The sequence below is a fragment of the Mycolicibacterium sp. 624 genome (genome assembly GCF_040548615.1).
In the GTDB taxonomy this organism is placed as follows: domain Bacteria; phylum Actinomycetota; class Actinomycetes; order Mycobacteriales; family Mycobacteriaceae; genus Mycobacterium.
This window is the reverse complement of the sequence record NZ_JBEPRZ010000004.1, coordinates 599,830-621,659: the sequence shown is the minus strand read 5'-3', so window position 1 is coordinate 621,659 and position 21,830 is coordinate 599,830. Positions and strand designations below refer to the sequence as shown.

Genomic DNA, 21,830 nt, shown 5'->3' with positions numbered 1-21,830 from the left:
TCAGCGCGGCGGTTGCTGCTGCTGTTGCGGCCCGGGCAGGCGCAGCATCAACCGGGTTCCGCCCATAGGGCTGACCTCCAGCGATGCCGTTCCGCCGTGTAGTTCGGCCTGCTGCGCGACCAAGGCCAGCCCCAGGCCCGACCCCGAACGTGAGGCCGTGGTGCCGCGGTGGAACCGCTCGAAGACCTCGGTGCGTTCCTCCTCCGGAACTCCGGAACCGTCGTCGTCGACGGTGATCTCGACGCCGTGCGCTGAACTGAGCACACTGAGCCGGACCTGGCTGGCGTCACCGTGTTTGACGGCGTTGGCGATGGCGTTGTCGATGACCAGGCGCAGCCCCGCGGGCAGCCCCAGCATCAGCACCGTCGTCGAGGACGCCAGCGCGACGTCCACACCAGGGAAGTTGTGCATCGCGTCATGTGCGGCCCGGTCGAGCAGATCGGTGACGTCCACAGGGACGAAGTCGTCCGCCGTGGTCAGTTCACCCTGGGCCAGCCGTTCCAGCGCGGTCAGCATCGCCTCGATCCGGCCCTGCGTGCGCATGACGTCGCCGATCACCTCGTTGCGCTGCTCAGCACCCAGATCCAGCGTCGCGAGCACCTCGAGGTTGGTTCGCATGGCGGTCAGCGGCGTCCGGAGTTCGTGCGACGCGACGGCGGAGAAATCGCGCGCTGATTCGAGCGCGGCGCGGGTGCGCTGCTGCTCGTCACCGATGCGGGCCAGCATGCCCTCGACGGCCTCGGAGATCTCCACGGCCTCCCATACCCCGCGCACCTGCACCTCGTCGGGGTTGGACTGCGCGTTGATGGCCCGCGCCTGCCGCGCCAGCATGCGGAACGGGTTGACCATGATCAGCGCGATCACCCAGCCCACCAGCAGCGTCCCGACGATCACGCCTGCACAGATCCAGAAGACGCGCCAGTGCAGCGCGTCGACGGCAGCCTGGGTCTCGGCCGTCGGCGCCCCGAGCGCGATCGACGCGATGCCCGTCGTGATGGTGCGCACCCGGTACTCAACGCCGTCGATTGTGGTGAAGGCGTAGCCGTTGGGCAGCTCCGGCAGGACGACGTCGGCGGGGATGGACACCGTGGTGGGACCGATACGCGCCGTGCGCACCAGACCGCTCTCTGTCGGCTCCGGCCCCTGGCCGGGGTCCTGTGCGCTGCGAATCAATGTGTTGACATCACCGAGGCTGCTCAACGAGTCCAGCCGCCGATCGAGCTGGTTGTACTGGTCGTTGGTGACACCGACCCACACCCAGACGCCGAGAACCAGCACCAGGATGATGACGCTGAGCTGCCCCACGATGACGATCGACCGCAGCGATAACAGCCGCAGCGGCTTCGCCAGCAGGCGGTACACCAGATCAGCGACCTTCATCGCACCATCACCCCGTCTTCAGTGTGCTGCGCCGCCAGCGGGTGTAGAGGAATCCCTGGTCGTCGGCGAGGACGTGGACCGGTTGCATTGGCGGCCCGTCGTTCTCGACCGATGAGTGCAGTATCCGGCCGCCCTCGCCGCCCACCAGGTGGGGGCTGTAGGTCAGGCAGATCTCGTCCAGCAGGTCAGCGACCACCATCGAGCCCAACAGGGACGGGCCGCCCTCGCACAGCACGCGCCACAGTCCGCGTTCGGCGAGAATCCGCAGCGCCTCATTCAGATCGACCGTGTCCGCACCGCAGTCGATGACGTCGGCGCCGGCCGCCACCAGGGCACGTCGGCGATCCTCGGGTGCGGTGGCGCACGTGAGAACCAGGGTGCCCGGGGCTCGGGCCACCGGCGACTCGGGGTCCAGACTCAACCTGCCCGTGACGACCGCGAGAACCGGTGCGGGCCGCTGCCCACAGGCCTCCCTTTGCGCGGCGAGGGCGGCGTTCGGTTGCGCGGCGCCATAGTGCTCGGCGGCCACTGTGCCCGAAGCCACCAGCACCACATCGGCGAGCCCGCGCAGCACATCGAAGACTGCCTTGTCACCCGGCGATCCCAGCGCGGTTGAGGTGCCCTTCAGCGCCGACGCCCCATCCAACGACGACACCATGTTCGCGCGGACCAGACACCGGCCCGGCGGTTCGGCCGGATACGCGTAGAGAACGGCGAGTTCAGCCGGCGCCGTGGGCAGGGTGGCTGGAGACGTCATGCCTAGCCACAGGCCGCTAGGACCAGCTCGCGCACCCGCGCCGCGTCTGCCTGTCCCTTGGTGGCTTTCATGACTGCGCCGACTATCGCACCGGCCGCCTGGACCTTGCCGCCGCGGATCTTCTCCGCCACATCGGGATTGGCTGCCAGCGCCTCGTCGACGGCGGCCTGGATCACCGAGTCGTCGCGGACCACTGCCAGCCCCCGGTCGGCCATCACCTGCTCGGGCTCGCCCTCGCCTGCGAGCACACCCTCGATGACCTGTCGGGCCAACTTGTTCGACAGCTTGCCCTCATCGACGAGTTTGACCACCGCGGCAACCTGCGCGGGAGTGATCGCCAGCGCGTCGAGTTCCACCTGTCCCTCGTTGGCCTTCTGCACCAGGAAGTTTCCCCACCAGGCGCGGGCGGACTCGCTGGAGGCGCCCTGTTCGACGGTTGCCGCGACCAGATCGATGGCACCGTTGTTCACGAGGTCGCGCATCACCTCATCGGAGATGCCCCAGTCGTCCTGAATTCGCTTGCGCGACAACCAGGGAAGCTCCGGGATGGTCGCTCGAAGCCGTTCGACCCATTCATCGGTGGGCGCGACCGGTTCGAGGTCGGGCTCCGGGAAGTAGCGGTAGTCCTCCGCGGTCTCCTTGCTGCGCCCGGCCGAGGTGTAGCCGTCCTCGTGGAAGTGCCGCGTCTCCTGCACGATCCGGCCGCCGGACTCGAGAATTGCCGCCTGACGCCGCATCTCGTAGCGGACAGCCACCTCGACGCTCTTGAGCGAGTTGACGTTCTTGGTTTCGGTGCGGGTACCGAACTCGGTCGTGCCGACGGGGCGCAGGCTCAGGTTGGAGTCACAGCGCATCGAGCCCTGATCCATCCGCACGTCCGAGACGCCCAGCGCACGCAGCAGGTCCCGCAGCGCGGTGACGTACGCACGGGCGATCTCCGGTGCGCGTTCCCCGGTGCCCTCGATCGGCTTGGTGACGATCTCGACCAGGGGAACACCGGACCGGTTGAAGTCCAGCAGCGACGTCGTCGCACCCTCGATGCGGCCGGTGTCACTGCCCAGGTGGGTCAGCTTGCCGGTGTCCTCCTCCATGTGGGCGCGCTCGATCTCCACTCGCCACGTCGTGCCGTCCTCGAGCGGGACGTCGAGGTAGCCGTCGATGGCGATCGGCTCGTCGTACTGACTGATCTGGTAGTTCTTCGGCTGGTCCGGGTAGAAGTAGTTCTTGCGGGCGAACCGGCCCCACGGGGCGATCCGACAGTTCAGCGCCAGCCCGATCCGAATGGCCGATTCGACCGCGGCGTTGTTCAGCACGGGCAGCGCGCCTGGCAGGCCAAGGCACACGGGGCACACCTGCGTGTTGGGCTCGCCGCCGAACTCATTGGCGCAGCCACAGAACATCTTGGTCGCGGTCGACAGCTCGACGTGGACCTCCATCCCCATCACCGGGTCATAGCGCGAGATGACCTCGTCGTAGGTGAGGAGCTCGGCGGGGGCGGCAGTCATGCTGCCAATCCTAATGAGTGGCGCACTTCCCCTCGCCAGCAGACCGCTGCGCGGCTCCAGCAAAGTCCCCTGAAACGGCCCGAAGGAGGCGCTTTTGCGACTGCTCGCGGGAGGGACTCAGCCGAAGAACTCCGCGGCGTCGTCGTAGCGGCTCTGCGGCACCAGCTTGAGCTGTCGCACGGCGTCGGCAAGCGGGACGCGGCCGATGTCCTGTCCACGCAGCGACACCATCATCCCGTACTCGCCCGCATGCGCGGCGTCGGCGGCGTTCACCCCGAACCGCGTCGCCAGCACCCGGTCATAGGCGGTGGGAGTTCCGCCGCGCTGCACGTGACCGAGCACCGTGGTGCGGACCTCCTTGTTGATCCGCTTCTCGATCTCGACGGCGAGCTGCTGGGCCACACCGGTGAAGCGGACATGACCGAACTCGTCGATACCGCCGTCACGTAGCTGCATCGAGCCCTGGGCGGGTTTCGCACCCTCGGCCACGACGCAGATGAAGTGCGAGTCGCCACGGATGAAGCGCTGCTTGACCAGTCGGCAGACCTCCTCGACGTCGAACGGCTGCTCGGGGATCAGCGTCATATGCGCGCCCGAGGCCAACCCGGCGTTCAGCGCGATCCAGCCGGCGTGCCGGCCCATCACCTCAACCAGCATCACGCGCTGATGGGATTCGGCGGTGCTGTGCAGCCGATCGATGGCCTCAGTGGCCACCTCCAGCGCGGTGTCGTGGCCGAAAGTGACGTCGGTGCAGTCGATGTCGTTGTCGATGGTCTTGGGCACGCCGACGACGGGAACGTTCTCCTCGGACAGCCAGTGCGCCGCGGTCAGTGTGCCCTCGCCGCCGATGGGGATCAGCACGTCGATGCCGTTGTCCTCGAGCGTCCGCTTGATCTGCTCCAGACCTGCCCGCAGCTTGTCGGGGTTGACCCGCGCGGTGCCGAGCATGGTGCCGCCCTTGCTCAGCAGCCGGTCGTTGCGGTCATCGTTGCGGAGCTGGATGCGACGGTCCTCCAGCAGACCGCGCCAGCCGTCTTGGAATCCCACCACGGTCGATCCGTAGCGCACGTCACATGTCCGCACCACTGCCCGGATGACCGCGTTCAGGCCAGGACAGTCACCACCACCGGTGAGTATGCCGATCCGCATGTCTATTCCGCTCCTCGTATCGCTGAACCTCGATCTTGCCAGCTTCGTCCAGTCGCGGCTCGACAGCCGCTCAATGAGCGAACGGGGACACCAGACCGGATTCGTAGGCGATCACCACGGCCTGCGCCCGATCGCGTAGACCGAGTTTCGAAAACACCTTGCCGACATGGGTTTTCACAGTCTCCTCGGACACGAACAACTCGGTGGCGATCTCCGCGTTGGACAATCCGCGGGCCATCAGTTCAAGAACCTCGGTCTCCCTCGGGGTCAGCCGCGCCAGCTCGTCGGTGCAGCGGCGCGGGGCGGCACGCCGACTCACCAGGTCGGTGATGAGCCTGCGGGTGACCGACGGCGCGAGCAATGCCTCCCCGGCGTGGACGACTCGCACGGCGCGGATGAGTTCCTCGGCCGGCGCGTCCTTCAGCAGGAATCCACTGGCACCCGCGCGTAACGCAGCATAGACGTAGTCGTCGATGTCGAACGTGGTCAGCATGAGCACTTTCGAGGTGGTCTGCGCCAGAATCTCGCGCGCGGCGTCCAGACCGTTCAGCTCGGGCATGCGCACGTCCATCAACACCACGTCGGGCAGCAGCTCACACACGCCCGTCACCGCGTCGCGTCCGTTGGCCGCGTCGCCGAGCACGCGGATATCGGGTTGCGCGTTGAGCAGCGCACCGAACCCCTGACGAACCATCGCCTGGTCATCGGCGATGAAGGCGGTGATCATCGGCGCGCCGGACATCGCAGGATCGATCGGGCCGGACACCCCGTAACGCTAACCGGCGATCAACGCGGCTGGGACGCTTGGCAGATATGTCCAGACCACGAACTCCCCGTCGGCATCGTGCACGGCGACCGTGCCGCCGACCGCAGCGGCCCGTTCCCGCATTCCGGCGATGCCCAGACCGGGTTCCGCCGACGCCGACGACTCCGTCACCATCCTGTTGCGGACCTCGATACCCACGCCGTCGGTGGTGACGATGACCTCGGCGACCACCGGAGACCCCGGCGCGTGCCGCGACGCGTTCGCCAGGCACTCCTGCACGATCCGGTACGCGGTCGCCCCGATCAGCTCCCCCACCAAAGCCGTCGAGCCGTCGAACTGCCACGTCAGGGGAACGCCGGCACGCTGCGTCGAGGTGAACAGATCGGGCAGGTCGGCCAGCGTCGGCGCGGGTGCCAGCTCGGCCAGTTCGGCGTCGCTGCGCAGCACCCCGAGCAGGCCGCGGATCTCATTGAGCGCCTGGCGACCGGTCGCGGCAATCGTCTCGAACTCGGCCTGCAGACTCGGCGGCACATCGGTATGGCGATACGGCGCGGTCTGAGCCGACACCACCACCATCGACATGTGATGAGCGACGATGTCGTGGAGGTCGCGCGCAATTCTGGTCCGCTCCTGTAACACCGTCCGCTTGGCCCGCTCCAGCTCGCTGACCTCCTCCAGGGCGGCGACCTGCCGTCGCGATAGCACCAACCAGCGCACCAGCAGAACCGCGAACACGATGGCGGTGACACCGAACGCCCAGCCGGCGTCCGCGTCAGCAGGCATCGCGATGAGGAACAACACCGCAGACGCCAGCCACACCTTGAGCACAGTCGGCAGCGAACGGGTCCAGGCCACCGCGACGATCAGCACCAGCAGTTCGATGAGGTGCACCACCTGCCACGGATAGCTCCAGCCCGGCAGCCTATCGAATGTCAGCGGTATCAGCACCGCCGATGCGGCCGAAATCGACCATCCCAGAAGCGGATTGACCAGAATGAGCAGAAGCGGGAACGCGGCGAATGCCGCCACGATCGGGGCCAGCTCCGCCGGTACCTGGTGTGTCAGGAACAGCGTCGGCCAGGCCACCGCGTAGAGAATCCCGGTGACGGCGAAGAGAAACCACGCCGTCCAGTGCCCGCTCCGCATCCAATTCTTGAATCCCCTGGGCTTGTCCACGGACCAAATGTAGGACGGATTCACCCCGCAGCACTCCCCCTACGGGGTGATTTACCGGCTAGCTCGCCAGAGCTAGCCCGAGAACCGAACCGGTCAATGGCCACCTCCGCAGCCGGGCCCACCACCGGGGCCGACGAACGGCGGTACGCGCATGCGCATCCCGCTTGTGGCGGCACACCTCGCCGGCCGCGGCCACGGCCGCTAGATCGAAGCCGTGCGGCACCGGGCCCCCCGCGACCAGCGCCCGCACCAGAGCCTCCTGGCGTCGCGCCAAGGTGTCGTGCTCGGTCATCTCCACACCTTCCGCGCCCCGGCTGTGATCGGGGCGGCCCCCGCAGCCGCGGCGATCGCGTCCAACTCGTCGAACAGTTCCGCGGCTGGCGGGTATCGTCCGTCGCGCTCCAGCATGAACGGCGTGTCCACCCGCTCACGCAACGCCGTGACCAGTTCCAACACCTCCGGCGGAGTCCGGTCGGTGTGGGTGTCGTGGTAGATGCCATCGCGCTGGTATCCGCCCGCGACGTGGCTGTAGGCCACCCGCTCAACCGGTAGCCGCGCCAGCTCCCGTTGCGGATCGAGCCCGCGGTTGCGTGCGTTGGCGTAGACGTTCGCCACATCCAGCACCAGCAGTACCCCGGTGCGCTGCACCAACTCGGTGAGGAACTCCGATTCGCTGAGATCGGATTCCGGCCACTCCACGAACGCCGCGATGTTCTCCACGGCCAGCGGCACATCCAGCTCCTTGCGGGTGCGTTCGATGTTGCGCACCAGCACGTCCAGTGCCTCCCGGGTGCGAGGCACAGGCAGCAGATGGCCTGCCTCGATCCCTCCTGCCCGGACGAACGCGATGTGCTCGCTGACCATCGGGGCGTCGAGTGTCTCCGCACACGCCGCCAGCCGTCGCACCCGTGCGGGCTGCACCGGTTCCACACCGCCAAGTGACAGTGCGACGCCGTGCGGGATGACCGGCACCCCGCGTGCCACCAGCTCTGCCAGGGCAGGATCTGGTCGTACCCGACGGCGGCGCATCGGCACCGACTCGACGATCACCTCGCAGAAGCCGGGCCGCAGATCGGTGATGACTCCGGCGATCTCGCGGCGCCAGCCCAGGCCTATGTCGCCCAGCGCTGGCACGGCGCGGGTCGCGATCGTCATCCGCCACACCCGCCGCCGCACCCGCCGCCGCAGCCACCACCGCAGCCGCTGCCACCACCGCCATCGCCTCCGCAGGACGCACCGCACCCGGCCCCGTCGGTCCCGCCCGAAGAGTCCCCGGCCACCTCCACCGAGGTCGAGTAGTCGGTGTCGATCGCCCACAGTGCGCCGGTGCCGAACAGCGCCACCGACAGTGCCACCGCCGCCGGACCGTAGGTGGCGAATGCCGGGCGCTCGGCTGGCTTCAGATAACTCAGGCGTTCCTGCTCGGTCTCCAGCAGACGGCGACCCGCCCGGGTCAGCCGGTTCACCGTGAGCAGCACGGGAAGCACCACCGCCGCATACAGGACCGTGGCGACGCAGTTCACCGCGAACCGCACCGCGTTGTCGGAGTTATCGAACAGCTGAATTCCCAGGTATACGCAGTAGCCGACGCCGAACAGCAGCACCAGCACCGACAGTGCCGCTCCCCGGCGCATCCGTACCCGCTCGGCTCGGGTCCGCAACAGCCCGCGCTCGCTCAGCCGTCGCTCCATGACGAGCAGATCGCCGCGGGCGGCATCGAACACGCCCGACACGGTGTGATTTGGATTGGCGGCGGCGTGCTCCAGCACCTGGTCGGTGAAAGGGTCGATCTCCGGACCAGACCGCACCGCACGGTCCACCCGCCTGTTCTGGGTGATCCGCCCACTGGCGCGCAGACTCGCCAACGCTGTCACCACCGCAGCGATGTCCGACCGCAGGAACGCCAACTCGGTCGCGCTGATCGGTTCGGTCACCGCGCGCCGACGGGGCGTCATCACGATCCGCCAGACCACCGCGAAGACCGCCGTCCCGGCCAACACGGCTAGATACCCGTATCCCTCTGCGATTGCGCGAGTGGACATCTCGATCATCTGATCGATCATCAGCACATCACCTCCTGGGTGTTCGGTTCAGTGGTCATCCTGTCCGAGCGCGGCCGCCTACCGGTCCCAACTTTCTTGCACTGTCAACAACTGCCGCTGGGCAGCTGGGTTGTGGGCCCAGGATTTGTCGGACCCCGTTGCGATAATGGTGTTATGTCCTCAGCCGCAGCCTCTTTGGCCGGTGAGGTGCGTCCCGATGAGCGTCTCGAGGTGTTGTTCGAGGAGTTGGCGCAGCTGTGCGGTCAGCGCAACGCCATCGACAGCCGTGTCGTGGAGATCGTGGCCGAGTTGGACCGCGACGACTTGTGCGGTTCCACCGGTGCGAAGTCCGTCCCGGCGCTGGTGGCCTGGAAGACCGGCACCTCACTGCGAAATGCCCACACCATCGCCGCCGTCGCCCAGCGCCTCGAGCAGTTCCCGCCGGACCCGCACACCGGCTCGTGATCACCGACAGCGAGGGACACACCCTGAACGGCGCATCACTGGCCCGCCCACCAACCACGACCCCGCCCGACGTGCCGTCATACCCCGGGCCGACCGGCGAACGCGCCGACTGGTGGTGGTACACACCCTTCCAACCACAACCCCCACCAACAACGAACTAACCCCGCGCGTCCGGGGATGGTTACAGCCGTCGATGAATGCGCCGAGGTACTACAGCGCCGTCGGCAGCGCACCGCGCGCCGCCTCGTATGCCGCACCCACGCGGTAGAGCCGATCATCGGCCAACGCGGGGGCCATGATCTGAAGTCCGACAGGCAGCCCGTCGTCCTGCGAAAGCCCCGACGGCACCGACATTCCGCAGTGCCCGGCGAGGTTCAGCGGCAACGTGCACAGGTCGAAGAGGTACATCGCCAGCGGGTCGTCGACCTTCTCCCCCAACGGGAACGCCGTGGTGGGCGTGGCGGGTGAGACCAGGACATCGACGCGCTCGTAGGCGGCGTCAAGGTCGCGCGCGATCAGCGTGCGCACCTTCTGCGCCTGGTTGTAGTACGCGTCGTAGTACCCAGCAGACAGCGCGTAGGTACCAATCATGATGCGGCGCTTGACTTCTGGACCGAAGCCGGCATCCCGCGTCAGCGCCATCACCTCCTCGGCGCTATGCGTGCCGTCGTCGCCGACGCGCAGACCGAATCGCATCGCGTCGAACCGCGCCAGGTTGGAGGACACCTCCGAGGGCAGGATCAGATAGTAAGCGGCCATCGAGTAGTCAAAGTGCGGGCAGTCGACCTCGACCACCTCGGCGCCCAGCGCGGTGAGCTGGTGAACGGCGGCGTCGAACGAGGACAGCACACCGGGCTGGTAGCCCTCACCGCTGCGCAGCTGCTTGACCACGCCGACCCGGACACCCTTGAGGTCACCGCCGGCACCGGCGCGCGCCGCGGCGACGACGTCGGGCACCGGGGCGTCGACCGATGTCGAGTCCCGCGGGTCGTGGCCCGCGATCACCTGGTGCAGCAGAGCCGTGTCGAGCACCGTGCGGGCGCACGGTCCACCCTGGTCCAGTGATGACGCACAGGCGATCAGCCCGTACCGCGACACCGTGCCGTAGGTGGGTTTCACGCCGACCGTCGCGGTCAGCGCCGCGGGCTGACGGATGGAGCCGCCGGTGTCCGTGCCGATGGCCAGTGGCGCCTGGAACGCCGCCAGGGCCGCCGCACTGCCGCCGCCCGAACCGCCGGGGACACGCTCGACGTTCCACGGGTTGCGGGTGGGGCCGTAGGCGGAGTTCTCCGTCGAGCTGCCCATCGCGAACTCGTCCATATTGGTCTTGCCCAGGATCGGGATACCCGCCGCACGCAGCCGCGCCGTGACGGTCGCGTCGTACGGCGAACGCCAGCCCTCCAGGATCTTCGACCCCGCCGTCGTGGGCATGTCGGTCGTGGTGAAGACGTCCTTGAGCGCCAGCGGCACTCCGGCCAGCGGCGACGCGAGCGCCTCACCGGCGGCCAGCGCCGCGTCGACGCGGCCGGCCGCGGCCAACGCCTGCTCGCCCGCGACGTGCAGGAACGCGTGGTAGCTGTCGTCAGTCGCGGCGATCTGGTCCAGGTGGGCCTGGGTGACCTCGGTCGAGGACACCTCCTTGGCCGCTATCCGGGCCGCCAGCGTCGCGGCGTCGGTGCGGATCAACTCGCTCATTCGGCCTCTCCCAGGATTCTCGGCACCGCGAATCGACCGTCGACCGCATTGGGGGCACCCGATAGCGCCTCGTCCTGGGTCAGGCTCGGTTCGACGGTGTCGGGGCGCGTGACGTTGACGATCCCGGAGGTCTCCCCGGGATGCTGCTCTGCCCGTCGGGACAACGGGTTATCCGTCGCCTCGACGCCCGTCACGTCCACCGCCTGGATCTGGCCGACGTGGGCCAGGATGGCATCGAGTTGGCCGGCGAAACTAGTCAGCTCGCCGTCGGTCAGGGAGAGCCGGGCAAGACGCGCCAAGTGGGCGATGTCATCCCGGGATATCTGCGACACGACTGGCAAGCCTAGTCACCGCGTCGAGTGCGGGCTGCGCCGGAGTGCTGGCCGCGTCGCTGTGAGAAAGTGCTGGCCCCGCCAGCGTGTGAAACAGTAATGCGCGTGCCGTCATATCTGCTGCGGGTCCAGCTGGATGACCGACCAGGCAGCCTCGGGTCGCTCGCCGTGGCGCTCGGGTCCGTCGGCGCCGACATCCTGTCTCTCGACGTCGTCGAGCGTGCGCCCGGCTACGCCATCGATGACCTGGTGGTGGATCTGCCCGCCGGCGCCATGCCCGACATGCTCATCACCGCCGCGGAGAACCTCAACGGCGTCTACGTCGACAGCATCAGACCCCACACCGGACTGCTCGAGGCTCACCGCGAACTCGAGCTGATCGACCACATCGCCGCCGCGCGGGGCAAAGACCGCAAGCTACAGGTCCTCGTCGACGAGGCGCCCAAGGTGTTGCGGGTCGGCTGGTGCACGGTGCTCCGACTCACCGATTCGGGTCTGCAACGCCTGGCGGGCAGCGCCGGAGCGCCCGAGACGCAGCCGACGTCGGCCCCCTGGCTCCCGCTGGAGCACGCCGAGGCACTCGACGGCACCGGCGACTGGCTGCCTCAGGTGTTGCGCGATATGGACACCACACTGGCGGCCGCACCGCTGGGCGATCACCACACCGCAGTGGTGCTGGGCCGCCCGGGTGGGCCTCAGTTCCGGCCGTCGGAAGTGGCGCGGTTGGGCTATCTGGCGGGCATCGTGGCGACGATCATTCGCTGAGCGCGACGCTCATTCGCTGAACTTCGCTCACGCACAAGGCTGTTACGGTGGTGCTGAATCCATTGGCCACGTAGCAGGGGGTTACCACGTGGGAGAACTCCTGATCATCGTGGCCATTGTGCTGTTGGTGGCCGCCGTCGGCGTCGCCGTCATCGCATTCCGGCGCCCAACGACACCCAAGGCCCCCGTGCAACGTCAGGACCCGCTCAAGTTCGGCGAGATGCCGCGCTTCGGCCCCCGCGAACTCGGCCCGGGCGCGATTGTCAGCCACGGCGGAGTCGACTACGTGGTCCGCGGCAGCGTCACCCTGCGCCAGGGACCGTTCGTCTGGTGGGAGCACCTGCTCGAGGGCGGCGGCGGCGAACCCCTCTGGTTCAGCGTCGAGGAGGACGAGGGCCGACTCGAACTGGCCACCTGGACCCGCCGCAGCGACCTCCGCCTCGAACCGGGCGGCGAGCACCTCGTCGACGGGGTGCGGTTCCGCGAGTCCGAACGCGGCCGGGCCTCCTACACCACCGAGGGCACGACGGGGCTGCCCGCAGGTGGTGATGTCGACTTCGTCGACTACGCAGGAGACGACGAGACCCTCCTGCTGGGCTTCGAGCGCTGGGCCGACGGAATGCCATGGGAGATCTCCCTCGGCCGGACAGTGCTACCGGGTGAGCTCACGGTCTACCCGGCGCCGCCGGCGGGCACCTAGGACACGGCGGTGCCACTGCACGAACTCGCGGTGATCCCCGCCGACACCAGCGGTGCGCGACTGCGTCTCTCGCTCAATGCCCCCGCGCCCGAGCCGCTGGCCAGCCATCAGCTGCGCCATCCCGACGGCGGCACACTGATGTTGGGCGTCCTGGGGGCATCCCACGTCATCGCCGTCGAACACCCCGGCACGGTGTCCTCCGAACAGATCTCGTTCTCCGAGCAGATCTCGTGCACCGCGCACACCGACCGTTCGACGCTGCCCACCGAAGCCGATGCACCGGGCTATCGGCTCAAATCGAGCACGGTCGACCACGACCAGGCTACGTTCCGCGCCCTGGCCGCCGACCTTCGCGGCCACTGCGCACGGGATCAGGGCTGGCTCGGCGGCTCGTTCCCCGGCGATGACGCCGCGCTGACGGCGATCCGCGCCTGCCCCGACGGCCCCGGCTGGCACTGGCAGACGTGGCATCTGTATCCGTCGGATGCAGGCGGAACCGTCGTGCACACCGAGAGCCGGTGGCACCCGTGACGCGCGGTGGCCTCTTCCTGCTGGCGGCGATCCTCGGCAGCGGGGCCGTGCTGTGTCTGATCATCGGGGTCTCGATGCTCTCGAGCCTCAAATCCTATGTGGCCGACCGCTACCCGCTTTACGATACGACGTCTGACAGCGACCGCTACGAGTGCAGCGGGTCGACCAAGGCCGTGGCCGACGAACTGGCGGGTGCGGCCAAGCCGGAGGCCCGGGCCTCCGACCGCGGCATGGAGTACCTGCGCTATGACGACGACGTCGTGACGGTGGGGCCGGACGGCAGGCGCCCCTGCACCATCCACATCGAGGACATCGACGCCGGATACAGCGGGGGCAGCTACGTATTCCTCGGCCCCGGCTTCACTCCCGGATCACCGGCAGGCGGATCCGGAGGCAGCTCCGGCGGTCCCGGCGGCAGCAAGTGATCACCACAGACCCCAAACCCTAGGAGACACACCATGTACCTGGCCCTCGTGGAGTTCGGTTCCGTCAGTGCCGATTCCGTGCTGCAGAACGTCGTCGCCGCGGTGCTGTACTTCATCGTCGGAGTGGCGGTGTTGACCCTCGGATTCGTGATGGTCGACGTGCTGACCCCCGGCAGCCTGCGACACCTGGTGTTTGTCGAGCACCGCCCCAACGCCGTCGCGGTGGCTTCGGCCATGTACGCCGCACTGGCCCTGGTCGTGGTGTCGGCCATCATCGCCAGCTCCACCGAACTCGGCCAGGGCCTCGTCGACGCGCTGGTTTACGGACTAGTGGGCGTGGTCCTGCAGGGTGTGGCGCTCGTGGTTCTCGAAGCGGTGGTGCCCGGCCGGTTCCGCGATCTCATCGACTCCGACCGGCTGCACCCCTCGGCGATCGCCACCGCAGTGGTGCTGCTGGCCGTGGGAGGGGTCAACGCCGCCGCGCTGTCATGACGACGACTGACCCGCACACCGCGACCGCGATGCCCGTGCCGTCGGGTTCCACCCGGTGGAGGGCGCTGCTGCTCGCCGCGGTGGCCGCGTGTGCGGCGTGCGGAATCGTCTACGAGCTTGCCCTGCTGACGCTTTCCGCCAGCCTGCACGGCGGCGGAATCGTCTCGACATCGTTGATCGTCGCAGGCTACGTGGCCGCGCTGGGCGTGGGCGGGCTGCTGGTCAAACCCCTGCTGGGCCGTGCGGCGATCACCTTCATCGGGGTCGAGACACTTCTCGGGATCATCGGCGGCCTCTCCGCGGCGGCGCTGTATGTCTCATTCGCCTTCATCGGCGGCTCGCCCTGGGTGCTCGCGGCGGCCACCGCGGTGATCGGCACCCTGGTGGGCGCCGAGGTCCCGCTGCTGATGACGCTGCTGCAGCGCGGACGGACCACGGGAGCCACGGACGCGGGCCGGGTGCTGGCCAACCTCAACGCCGCCGACTACCTGGGCGCACTGCTCGGCGGACTGGCCTGGCCGTTCCTGGTCCTACCGCAGCTCGGCATGATCCGCGGCGCCGCCGTGACGGGCATGATCAACCTCGTCGCCGCGGCGGTGGTGGCGGTGTTCGTGCTGCGCGCCGTGGTCAGTACCCGCGAACTCCTTGGGGCACTGTGCGTTCTGACGGTCGCATTCGCCACGCTGGCCGCCCTGCTCGCGAGCGCGGCGGGTATCGAGACCACCAGCCGACAACGGCTCTACGCCGACCCGATCATCGCCTACCAGCACTCGGCCTATCAGGAGATCGTCGTCACACGTCGTGGAGACGACACCCGCCTGTATCTCGATGGCGGGCTTCAGTTCTCGACCCGTGACGAGTACCGCTACACCGAGAGCCTGGTCTATCCGGCGATTGGCGCTGGTGCACGCTCAGCCCTGATCCTCGGCGGCGGGGACGGTCTGGCTGCACGGGAGCTGCTCCACGCGAAGGGAATCGACACTATCGTCCAGGTCGAACTCGACCCGGCGGTGATCAACCTGGCCCGCACCGTCATGAGCGGCGCCAACGCAGGGGCCCTCGAGGACCCGCGCGTACGCGTGATCGTCGACGATGCGATGACCTGGCTTCGGGAACCCACTCCGGGCGTGATGCCGGCCAACGGCTTCGACGCGGTGATCGTTGACATGCCCGACCCCGACAATCCCGTGTTGGGTCGGCTCTACTCGACGGAGTTCTACGCGCTGGTCGCCCGGGCGCTCGCACCCGACGGGTTGATGGTGGTGCAGGCCGGCAGTCCCTACTCGACTCCGACGGCATTCTGGCGCACGGTGTCGACCATCGGGTCGGCCGGTTTCGCGGTCACGCCCTATCACGTGGATGTGCCGACGTTCGGCGACTGGGGCTTCGCTCTGGCCCGACGCGGTACCGAGCCTCCGGCGCCGACCATGCCGAGTGACACTCCCCCACTGAGATTTCTGGATCAACACGTGCTCGATGCCGCGACGGTATTCTCCAGCGACATCGGCCCGATGACACTCGAGCCGTCCACCCTGGACCACCCGCGGGTCGTGGAGGACATGCGCCTCGGCTATCGCTGAGACTCAGACCTCAGACGGCGTCCGGGCCGCCGCCGAGCAGCCGCCTGAAACCGTCCTCGTCGAGCACCGGTACCCCGAGTTCAACAGCCTTGTCGTACTTCGATCCCGGCGCGTCGCCCGCCACCACATAGGCCGTCTTCTTCGACACCGAACTCGCGGCCTTGCCACCCCGAACCAGGATCGCCTCCTTGGCCTGGTCCCGGGAGAACCCCGTCAGCGACCCGGTCACCACGATCGACATGCCCTCCAGGGTCCGTTCGATCGACACGTCACGCTCGTCGGCCATTCGCACGCCCGCAGCACGCCACTTGTCGACGATGGCGCGGTGCCAGTCGACGGTGAACCACTCGATGACGGCGGCGGCGATCGTCGGCCCGACACCCTCGGTGGCCGCCAACTGTTCCTCGGAGGCGGCTTCGACGGCATCGAGGCTGCCGAACTCACTTGCGAGCGCCCGCGCAGCGGTGGGCCCGACGTGGCGAATCGACAGCGCGACCAGCACCCGCCAGAGTGCCTGCGACTTGGCCTTGCCCAGGTTGGCCAACAGCCGCTTGCCGTTGGCCGACAGCGTGCCGCTCTTCGTGGTGAAGAGCTCCGTACGCAGCAGGTCGTCCTCGCTGAGGGTGAACAGGTCGCCCTCGTCGGTGATGACACCCGCCTGCAGGAGCGCGATGCCTGCCTCGTAGCCCAGTCCCTCGATGTCGAACGCGCCGCGGCCCGCGACGTGAAAGACGCGCTCGCGCAACTGCGCCGGGCAGGTACGCGAGTTGGGGCAGCGAATGTCGGCGTCACCCTCCTTGGCGGGTGCCAGCGTGGTACCGCACTCGGGGCACTGCGTGGGCATGACGAACTCGCGCTCGGTGCCGTCCCGCACGTCGACGACGGGGCCGAGCACCTCGGGGATCACGTCGCCCGCCTTGCGGATCACCACGGTGTCGCCGATCAGCACGCCCTTGCGTTTGACCTCTGATGCGTTGTGCAGCGTTGCCTGGCTGACCGTTGAACCGGCGATCTTCACGGGTTCCATGAACGCGTACGGCGTGACACGGCCGGTGCGGCCGACGCCGACCTTGATGTCGAGGAGCTTGGTGGTGGCCTCCTCGGGTGGGTACTTGTAGGCGATCGCCCAGCGCGGCGCGCGCGAGGTGGCGCCGAGCCGGCGTTGCAGCGCAACGGAGTCGACCTTGACCACCAGACCGTCGATCTCGTGCTCGACGTCGTGGCGGTGCTCACCCCAGTAGGTGACGCGCTCGGCGACCGCTGCGATACCCGTGACACGCGTCGTGTGATCGGACACCGGCAGACCCCACGCCTTCAGCGCCAGGTAGGCGTCGTGGAGCGTCGGCGGGGTGAAACCCTCGGCGTGACCCAGGCCGTGGCAGATCATCCGGAGCCGCCGGCGCGCGGTGACCGCCGGGTTCTTCTGGCGCAGTGAACCCGCAGCACTGTTGCGCGGGTTGGCGAACGGAGGCTTGCCCTCGGCGACCAGTCCGGCGTTGAGATCCTCGAAGTCGGTCAGCCGGAAGAACACCTCGCCACGCACCTCGAGCACCCGCGGCACGGGGTACTCGTCACTCACAGTGAGCCTTTCGGGGATGCCCTCGATGGTGCGGGCGTTGAGTGTGACGTCCTCGCCAGTGCGCCCGTCGCCGCGTGTCGCCGCGCGATCCAGCTTGCCGTCGCGGTAGACCAGGGCCAGCGCGACGCCGTCGATCTTCAACTCGCACAGGAACTCCGGGTCATCGCCGACCTCACTGGTCAACCGGTCCGCCCACGCCACCAGCTCGTCGGCGTCGAACACGTTGTCCAGGCTGAGCATCCGCTCGAGGTGATCGGCGGAGGCGAAGTCGGTGGCGAATCCGGCGCCACCGACCAGCTGCGTCGGCGAATCGGGCGCGCGCAGCTCGGGGTGTGCCTCCTCGAGCGCGGTCAGCTGGCCGAGCAGCTCGTCGAACTCGCCGTCGGAGACGATCGGAGCGTCCTTGACGTAGTAGCGGAACTGGTGGCCGCGGACTTCCTCGGCCAGTTCCTGCCACTCACGCCGAACGTCCGGTGGAACGGGGTCGGTGGGCGCGTCGGAATCGGCGGAGTTCACTTTGGCAGATTATCGGAGTGCGCCGACACCCCGGTGCACCTACACGGGCGTCGGCGGACGCCGGAACCGCACGACGTCGTGCCAGTTGTCTGCGACGGTGAGCGCCAGGTGTTGCACCGTCCGACGGGGGTTGGTGACGAACCGGCGCACAGGGTTGTCCAGCATGAACGCCGACCAGTACGGAATGAGTTCGACCGTCCGCGGGGGTCGCAGCCGGTCAGCCCATGTCGTCGTCACCCAGGGACCCCATCGACCGGCAACCTGCGGAACCGCACGACATCGCGCCACGACGTGCCGGCGTGGCCCTCGAAGGCGAACCCCTCGGCCTCGACGAGATCACGCAGCACCGACACACTCAGGCGGTCGGGGTCGGGGAACGCCTCCACGAAGATCAGCAGGCCACCGGGGCGCAGCACGCGTGCCAGCGCGCGGATACAGGCTGGCTTGTCCGGCACCTCACCGAGTACCGCGGCGAGGAACGCCACGTCGAAACGAGCCTCTGGGAAGGGCAATTCGGCACCGGCGTCGCCGACGTGAAAGCCCACGCGATGGAAACCTGCGGCATCGAGCGCGCGGCGCGCCTTCTGGAGCATCTCGGGCTGCAGGTCGAACAGATCGAGACTCCCGTTGCCCAGTCGACGAGCGAGTTCGACACTGAAGTAGCCCGGACCCGGACCGATTTCGAGCACCCTCTCGTCACCGGCGAGACCTAGTCCCTCGACCACGCCGCCTGGCCTGCCGAGGCGACGCCTGATCGGGTTGTTCAGAAACACCGCCGCCCAGTGCGGATACGGGAACTCACCGGCGCGTCGCGTCTGCCGGAGAACGGTGTCCAGCCATGTAGTGGGCATGCGCTCCTCCTAGAATTAGGTAAGCCTAGCCTAATGGAATATCGGGCTCGTTAGTGTTGCACCCATGCCGCACCCGATCATGTTCCGCGACGACGACCCCGGGCTGGCAGAGTTGCGCAAGATCGCGCTCGGCCTCCCCGAGGCATACGAGAAGGTCACGCACGGACGGCCGGGGTTCTTCGCAGCCAAGATGTTCGCGAGCTACGGCGGCAACTCGAAGGTGACCCGCCCGCCGGGAGTCACCGTCGCGGCAGGCGAGATGGTCGCCTACCCCCATTCGCTGCTGGTCAAGGTCGACGAATCCGAACGCAGGGCACTCGAGAGCGACGCCCGCTTCTACTACCCCGCCTATATGGGCCCGTCGGGGTGGTTGGGCCTGGACTTCACCGCCGCCACCGTGGACTGGGATGAGGTTGCCGAACTCGTCGACGCGTCCTACCGGCTCGTCGCGCCGGCGAAACTGCTCAGACAGCTCGACGAACGCTGACCCAACGCCGCCCCGGCATGGTTCGATCAGAGGCGCCATGAGTTTCGCGAGCCCATTCCCCCAGGTCCAGATTCCGCCAACGAGCTTGTACGACTATCTGTTCGCCGACCTCTCCGACGACGACGCCGACCGCGTCGCCCTCGTCGACACGAAGTCCGGCGCGCAGACCACCTATCGCGACATGATCGCCCGCATCGACGCCTTCGCCGGTGCGCTCGCATCGCGCGGCGTCGGGGTCGGCGACGTCGTGGGGCTACTGGCCCCGAACAGTTCGGCGTTCGCCGTCGCCTTCCACGGCATCCTGCGGGCGGGTGCGACGGCCACCACCATCAATGCGCTGTTCACCGCCAAGGACATCGTCAAACAGCTGACCGATTCACGGGCCACCATGCTCGTCACGGTGACACCGCTGCTGCCCCAGGCCGCCGAGGCCGCCGCCGAGATCGGGCTGGACGATGAGCGACTCATCGTGCTGGACGGGCCCGGCCTCGACGCCGACGGGCACCCCAATGCCGCGGATCTGCTGGCCTCCGCGCTGCCTCCACCAAACGTGACATTCGACCCCGCGACGCATCTGGCGGCCCTGCCCTACAGCTCGGGAACCACGGGAAATCCCAAGGGCGTCATGCTGACTCACCGGAACCTCGTCGCGAACGTGGCACAGATCAGGCCGCTGCAGGGCATGACCACCGATGACCGGATCCTGGCGGTCCTGCCGTTCTTCCACATCTACGGCATGACGGTCCTGCTCAACGCCGCACTGCATGCGCGCGCGACGCTCGTCATCATGCCCAGCTTCGACCTCGCCGAGTTCCTCGGCAATATCGCCGAACACAAGTGCACGCACGCGTACATCGCGCCACCTGTGGCCGTCGCGCTGGCCAAGCATCCCCTGGTCGAGCGCTACGACCTGTCCAGCCTGCGCGGCATCATGTCGGGTGCGGCGCCGCTCGACGAGGACCTCGGACGGGCGGTGGCCGACCGGATCGGCTGCGCGCTGGTCCAGGGATACGGCATGAGTGAGCTGAGCCCCGTCAGCCACGTGGCACCCTTCGACGGCGGACGCGAACTGCTGGGCACCACTGCCCCGCTCAGCTCGTGCGGGTGGACCGTGCCGAATGCCGTCAGCAGGATCGTCGACTCCGAGACCGGCGCCGAGATCGACCCTCCCGCATCAGGTCTCAGCGACGCGGGTGAACTGTGGTTCAAGGGCCCCAACGTGATGGCCGGTTACCTCAACAACGCTGCGGCCACCGACGAGACCATCGATGGCGACGGGTTCCTGCACACCGGCGACATCGCGCGCGTCGACTCGACAGGCTGCGTGTACATCGTCGACCGGCTCAAGGAGCTCATCAAGTACAAGGGCTACCAGGTGCCGCCCGCCGAACTCGAGGCCGTGCTGCTCAGCCACCCGCAGATCGCCGACGCCGCCGTGATCGGCGTGCAGGATCCCGAGTCGGGCGAGGAGGTGCCGAAGGCGTTCGTGGTCAAGCAGTCCGACGGCGCTGCCGAACTCACTGAGACCGCGGTGATGGACTTCGTGGCCGGCCAGGTGGCCGCGTACAAGAAGGTCCGCCAGGTGGCGTTCATCGACGCGATCCCGAAGTCGGCGTCGGGCAAGATCCTGCGTAAGGACCTGAAGTAACCCCCCGAACGTGAACTAGATGGCGAGGTTTCGCGAACTTCTCGCCATCTACTTCACGTTCGACGCTCGAGTCAGCGAGACAGCGAGGACTTCAGTTCCGCCGCAGCCTTATTCGCGCGGGCCTGGCGATAACCCAGCAGGATCCCGCCCAGCGGCGCCAGGAGTAACCCGGCCAGACCCCACAGCGAGGTGAGGCTCGAGGTCGGCCCCACCGGAGCCAGCGGCGGAGCCATCATGCGCTCAACGATCGTCGACGCCGCCTCGCGCGGTGGTGCGGGCGGTGGTGGCGCGCTCACCGCAGCGGGAACTGGTGCCTCATTCGTGGGCCCCATGATCGGTGCAGTGCCCAGCGACGGCGTCTCTGCTGGTTCGGCGAGCGACCCCGGTGTGCGCCCGTTGCCGAAGACCACGCGCGGCGGGTCCGCGGACGGCACTGCGGCAGCCACGTCGACGCCACCACCTCCTCCGCCCTCTGCGGCAGGCTGGATTTCGGGCACCGCTATCGCCGGCTCAACCAGCTCGACCGATGCGCTGCCCTGCCCGCTGGTTTCGGGGCGGGCCTCGGGCACGAGGAAGACGGGCTCGTCGCCCGCGGGGCCCTTCGAGACGGTGCCCTTCGAGACGGTGCCGTTCGAGACGGGGCCCATCGAGCCAGTGCTCTTGGAGCCGTTGTCCTTCGAATCGGTGTCGCGTGAGTCGGTGTCTCGCCAGCCCCGTCCCGTGCTGGACCCTCGGGCTTCCTCGCGCTTGCCGGTGCGGCCGTCGCGCTGGCCACTGCGCTGGCCGTCGTCATCGCGGTCCCGCCGAGACTCGCCGCGATCGCCACGGCGGTCATTGGAATTGTTGCGCTGAGATCCGTCGCGAGACTGCGAGGAGTGTGAGCCGGGGTCAGCGACGGCGACCACCACGCCGGGGCCCCCGATTGCCACCATGGCAGCCAGTGCCCCAGCCAATACGGCCGAGCTGAGTGTCGAGCCGGTCACTGTCCT

The 21,830-nt window shown here is 68.2% G+C and carries 23 protein-coding genes and 1 pseudogene; 9 read left to right on the top strand and 15 right to left on the bottom strand.

The annotated features are described in order from the left end of the window. From ABIA65_RS19540 to ABIA65_RS19500, 9 genes are all read right to left on the bottom strand, one after another. Entirely contained in the window at window positions 1-1,380 is a 1,380-nt protein-coding gene (locus ABIA65_RS19540; protein WP_241399885.1) for a sensor histidine kinase, read from the bottom strand. A 7-nt stretch (window positions 1,381-1,387) separates the two neighbouring features. Next, entirely contained in the window at window positions 1,388-2,137 is a 750-nt protein-coding gene (locus tag ABIA65_RS19535; protein WP_241399886.1) for a pyrimidine reductase family protein, read from the bottom strand. A gap of 2 nt (window positions 2,138-2,139) precedes the next feature. Next, window positions 2,140-3,642: an Asp-tRNA(Asn)/Glu-tRNA(Gln) amidotransferase subunit GatB gene (gatB, locus tag ABIA65_RS19530; protein WP_241399887.1), complete on the bottom strand. Its 1,503-nt coding sequence runs from the start codon at window positions 3,640-3,642 to the stop codon at window positions 2,140-2,142. 117 nt (window positions 3,643-3,759) lie between these two features. Next, window positions 3,760-4,791 (bottom strand): ATP-dependent 6-phosphofructokinase, encoded by a 1,032-nt coding sequence (locus tag ABIA65_RS19525; protein ID WP_241399889.1) that lies wholly within the window; start codon window positions 4,789-4,791, stop codon window positions 3,760-3,762. A gap of 70 nt (window positions 4,792-4,861) precedes the next feature. After that, window positions 4,862-5,533 carry a response regulator gene (locus ABIA65_RS19520; protein WP_241405745.1) on the bottom strand — a complete coding sequence of 224 codons (672 nt, stop codon included), beginning with the start codon at window positions 5,531-5,533 and terminating at the stop codon, window positions 4,862-4,864. Window positions 5,534-5,566: 33 nt separating this feature from the next. Continuing rightward, window positions 5,567-6,733, bottom strand: coding sequence for a sensor histidine kinase (locus ABIA65_RS19515; RefSeq protein WP_354524619.1), 1,167 nt, complete (start codon window positions 6,731-6,733; stop codon window positions 5,567-5,569). Window positions 6,734-6,791: 58 nt separating this feature from the next. Next, the gene (locus tag ABIA65_RS19510) at window positions 6,792-7,025 is read right to left on the bottom strand and encodes an SCO6045 C-terminal-like domain-containing protein (protein WP_354524618.1); all 234 of its coding nucleotides are present in this window, start codon (window positions 7,023-7,025) and stop codon (window positions 6,792-6,794) included. Continuing rightward, on the bottom strand, window positions 7,022-7,888 hold the full coding sequence (locus ABIA65_RS19505; RefSeq protein WP_354524617.1) for an MbnB/TglH/ChrH family RiPP precursor modification enzyme: 867 nt from the start codon (window positions 7,886-7,888) through the stop codon (window positions 7,022-7,024). The genes ABIA65_RS19510 and ABIA65_RS19505 overlap by 4 nt, the downstream gene beginning before the upstream one ends. Next, entirely contained in the window at window positions 7,885-8,796 is a 912-nt protein-coding gene (locus ABIA65_RS19500) for a TIGR04222 domain-containing membrane protein (protein ID WP_354524650.1), read from the bottom strand. The genes ABIA65_RS19505 and ABIA65_RS19500 overlap by 4 nt, the downstream gene beginning before the upstream one ends. A 153-nt stretch (window positions 8,797-8,949) precedes the next feature. Between ABIA65_RS19500 and ABIA65_RS19495 the strand changes: the two are divergent. Further along, window positions 8,950-9,216, top strand: a pseudogene (locus tag ABIA65_RS19495) (DUF222 domain-containing protein); the annotation flags it as partial. Between the two features lie 234 nt (window positions 9,217-9,450). On the opposite strand, the gene gatA reads toward ABIA65_RS19495, so the two are convergent. Together gatA and gatC are read right to left on the bottom strand one after the other, a co-directional pair. Further along, window positions 9,451-10,935, bottom strand: a complete 1,485-nt coding sequence (gene gatA, locus ABIA65_RS19485; protein ID WP_354524616.1) for an Asp-tRNA(Asn)/Glu-tRNA(Gln) amidotransferase subunit GatA — start codon at window positions 10,933-10,935, stop codon at window positions 9,451-9,453. Next, a complete protein-coding gene (gene gatC, locus ABIA65_RS19480; protein ID WP_354524615.1) occupies window positions 10,932-11,267 on the bottom strand; it encodes an Asp-tRNA(Asn)/Glu-tRNA(Gln) amidotransferase subunit GatC in 336 nt (111 codons plus the stop codon). Before gatC ends, gatA begins: the two co-directional genes overlap by 4 nt. Before the next feature lie 99 nt (window positions 11,268-11,366). Between gatC and ABIA65_RS19475 the strand changes: the two genes are divergently transcribed. The 6 genes from ABIA65_RS19475 (at window position 11,367) to ABIA65_RS19450 (ending at window position 15,760) form a co-directional block, all read left to right on the top strand. Next, window positions 11,367-12,032, top strand: coding sequence for an ACT domain-containing protein (locus tag ABIA65_RS19475; RefSeq protein ID WP_241399895.1), 666 nt, complete (start codon window positions 11,367-11,369; stop codon window positions 12,030-12,032). A gap of 88 nt (window positions 12,033-12,120) precedes the next feature. After that, complete coding sequence (locus tag ABIA65_RS19470) at window positions 12,121-12,732, top strand: DUF4178 domain-containing protein (RefSeq protein ID WP_354524614.1); 612 nt, start codon at window positions 12,121-12,123, stop codon at window positions 12,730-12,732. Window positions 12,733-12,741: 9 nt separating this feature from the next. Beyond that, window positions 12,742-13,263, top strand: coding sequence for a DUF2617 family protein (locus tag ABIA65_RS19465; protein ID WP_241399898.1), 522 nt, complete (start codon window positions 12,742-12,744; stop codon window positions 13,261-13,263). Further along, on the top strand, window positions 13,260-13,688 hold the full coding sequence (locus tag ABIA65_RS19460) for a DUF4247 domain-containing protein (RefSeq protein WP_241405747.1): 429 nt from the start codon (window positions 13,260-13,262) through the stop codon (window positions 13,686-13,688). The genes ABIA65_RS19465 and ABIA65_RS19460 overlap by 4 nt, the downstream gene beginning before the upstream one ends. A gap of 33 nt (window positions 13,689-13,721) precedes the next feature. Then, window positions 13,722-14,180 carry a DUF350 domain-containing protein gene (locus ABIA65_RS19455; protein ID WP_241399899.1) on the top strand — a complete coding sequence of 153 codons (459 nt, stop codon included), beginning with the start codon at window positions 13,722-13,724 and terminating at the stop codon, window positions 14,178-14,180. Further along, complete coding sequence (locus tag ABIA65_RS19450) at window positions 14,177-15,760, top strand: polyamine aminopropyltransferase (RefSeq protein ID WP_241399901.1); 1,584 nt, start codon at window positions 14,177-14,179, stop codon at window positions 15,758-15,760. Before ABIA65_RS19455 ends, ABIA65_RS19450 begins: the two co-directional genes overlap by 4 nt. A 10-nt stretch (window positions 15,761-15,770) precedes the next feature. Here the strand turns inward: ABIA65_RS19450 and ligA are convergent, their stop codons facing one another. The 3 genes from ligA to ABIA65_RS19435 are packed head-to-tail and all read right to left on the bottom strand — an operon-like array spanning window position 15,771 to window position 18,691. Beyond that, on the bottom strand, window positions 15,771-17,855 hold the full coding sequence (gene ligA, locus ABIA65_RS19445; protein ID WP_354524613.1) for an NAD-dependent DNA ligase LigA: 2,085 nt from the start codon (window positions 17,853-17,855) through the stop codon (window positions 15,771-15,773). A 39-nt stretch (window positions 17,856-17,894) separates the two neighbouring features. Next, window positions 17,895-18,092 (bottom strand): hypothetical protein, encoded by a 198-nt coding sequence (locus tag ABIA65_RS19440; RefSeq protein ID WP_354524612.1) that lies wholly within the window; start codon window positions 18,090-18,092, stop codon window positions 17,895-17,897. Then, complete coding sequence (locus ABIA65_RS19435) at window positions 18,089-18,691, bottom strand: class I SAM-dependent methyltransferase (RefSeq protein WP_354524649.1); 603 nt, start codon at window positions 18,689-18,691, stop codon at window positions 18,089-18,091. The genes ABIA65_RS19440 and ABIA65_RS19435 overlap by 4 nt, the downstream gene beginning before the upstream one ends. A 79-nt stretch (window positions 18,692-18,770) precedes the next feature. Between ABIA65_RS19435 and ABIA65_RS19430 the strand changes: the two genes are divergently transcribed. Both ABIA65_RS19430 and ABIA65_RS19425 read left to right on the top strand, forming a co-directional pair. Beyond that, entirely contained in the window at window positions 18,771-19,193 is a 423-nt protein-coding gene (locus tag ABIA65_RS19430) for an MmcQ/YjbR family DNA-binding protein (RefSeq protein WP_354524611.1), read from the top strand. 37 nt (window positions 19,194-19,230) lie between these two features. After that, on the top strand, window positions 19,231-20,841 hold the full coding sequence (locus ABIA65_RS19425) for a 4-coumarate--CoA ligase family protein (RefSeq protein WP_354524610.1): 1,611 nt from the start codon (window positions 19,231-19,233) through the stop codon (window positions 20,839-20,841). Window positions 20,842-20,912: 71 nt separating this feature from the next. On the opposite strand, the gene ABIA65_RS19420 is transcribed toward ABIA65_RS19425, so the two are convergent. Beyond that, on the bottom strand, window positions 20,913-21,824 hold the full coding sequence (locus ABIA65_RS19420) for a hypothetical protein (protein ID WP_354524609.1): 912 nt from the start codon (window positions 21,822-21,824) through the stop codon (window positions 20,913-20,915). Between the last annotated feature and the right edge of the window lie 6 nt (window positions 21,825-21,830).

What these genes read in the sequence shown, in the direction of transcription:
- ABIA65_RS19540 (WP_241399885.1), bottom strand. Translation starts at nt 1,380, where the DNA reads ATGAAGGTCGCTGATCTGGTGTACCGCCTGCTGGCGAAGCCGCTGCGG.
- ABIA65_RS19535 (WP_241399886.1), bottom strand. Translation starts at nt 2,137, where the DNA reads ATGACGTCTCCAGCCACCCTGCCCACGGCGCCGGCTGAACTCGCCGTT.
- gatB (WP_241399887.1), bottom strand. Translation starts at nt 3,642, where the DNA reads ATGACTGCCGCCCCCGCCGAGCTCCTCACCTACGACGAGGTCATCTCG.
- ABIA65_RS19525 (WP_241399889.1), bottom strand. Translation starts at nt 4,791, where the DNA reads ATGCGGATCGGCATACTCACCGGTGGTGGTGACTGTCCTGGCCTGAAC.
- ABIA65_RS19520 (WP_241405745.1), bottom strand. Translation starts at nt 5,533, where the DNA reads ATGTCCGGCGCGCCGATGATCACCGCCTTCATCGCCGATGACCAGGCG.
- ABIA65_RS19510 (WP_354524618.1), bottom strand. Translation starts at nt 7,025, where the DNA reads ATGACCGAGCACGACACCTTGGCGCGACGCCAGGAGGCTCTGGTGCGG.
- ABIA65_RS19505 (WP_354524617.1), bottom strand. Translation starts at nt 7,888, where the DNA reads ATGACGATCGCGACCCGCGCCGTGCCAGCGCTGGGCGACATAGGCCTG.
- ABIA65_RS19500 (WP_354524650.1), bottom strand. Translation starts at nt 8,796, where the DNA reads ATGATCGATCAGATGATCGAGATGTCCACTCGCGCAATCGCAGAGGGA.
- gatA (WP_354524616.1), bottom strand. Translation starts at nt 10,935, where the DNA reads ATGAGCGAGTTGATCCGCACCGACGCCGCGACGCTGGCGGCCCGGATA.
- ABIA65_RS19475 (WP_241399895.1), top strand. Translation starts at nt 11,367, where the DNA reads ATGCGCGTGCCGTCATATCTGCTGCGGGTCCAGCTGGATGACCGACCA.
- ABIA65_RS19455 (WP_241399899.1), top strand. Translation starts at nt 13,722, where the DNA reads ATGTACCTGGCCCTCGTGGAGTTCGGTTCCGTCAGTGCCGATTCCGTG.
- ABIA65_RS19450 (WP_241399901.1), top strand. Translation starts at nt 14,177, where the DNA reads ATGACGACGACTGACCCGCACACCGCGACCGCGATGCCCGTGCCGTCG.
- ABIA65_RS19430 (WP_354524611.1), top strand. Translation starts at nt 18,771, where the DNA reads ATGCCGCACCCGATCATGTTCCGCGACGACGACCCCGGGCTGGCAGAG.
- ABIA65_RS19425 (WP_354524610.1), top strand. Translation starts at nt 19,231, where the DNA reads ATGAGTTTCGCGAGCCCATTCCCCCAGGTCCAGATTCCGCCAACGAGC.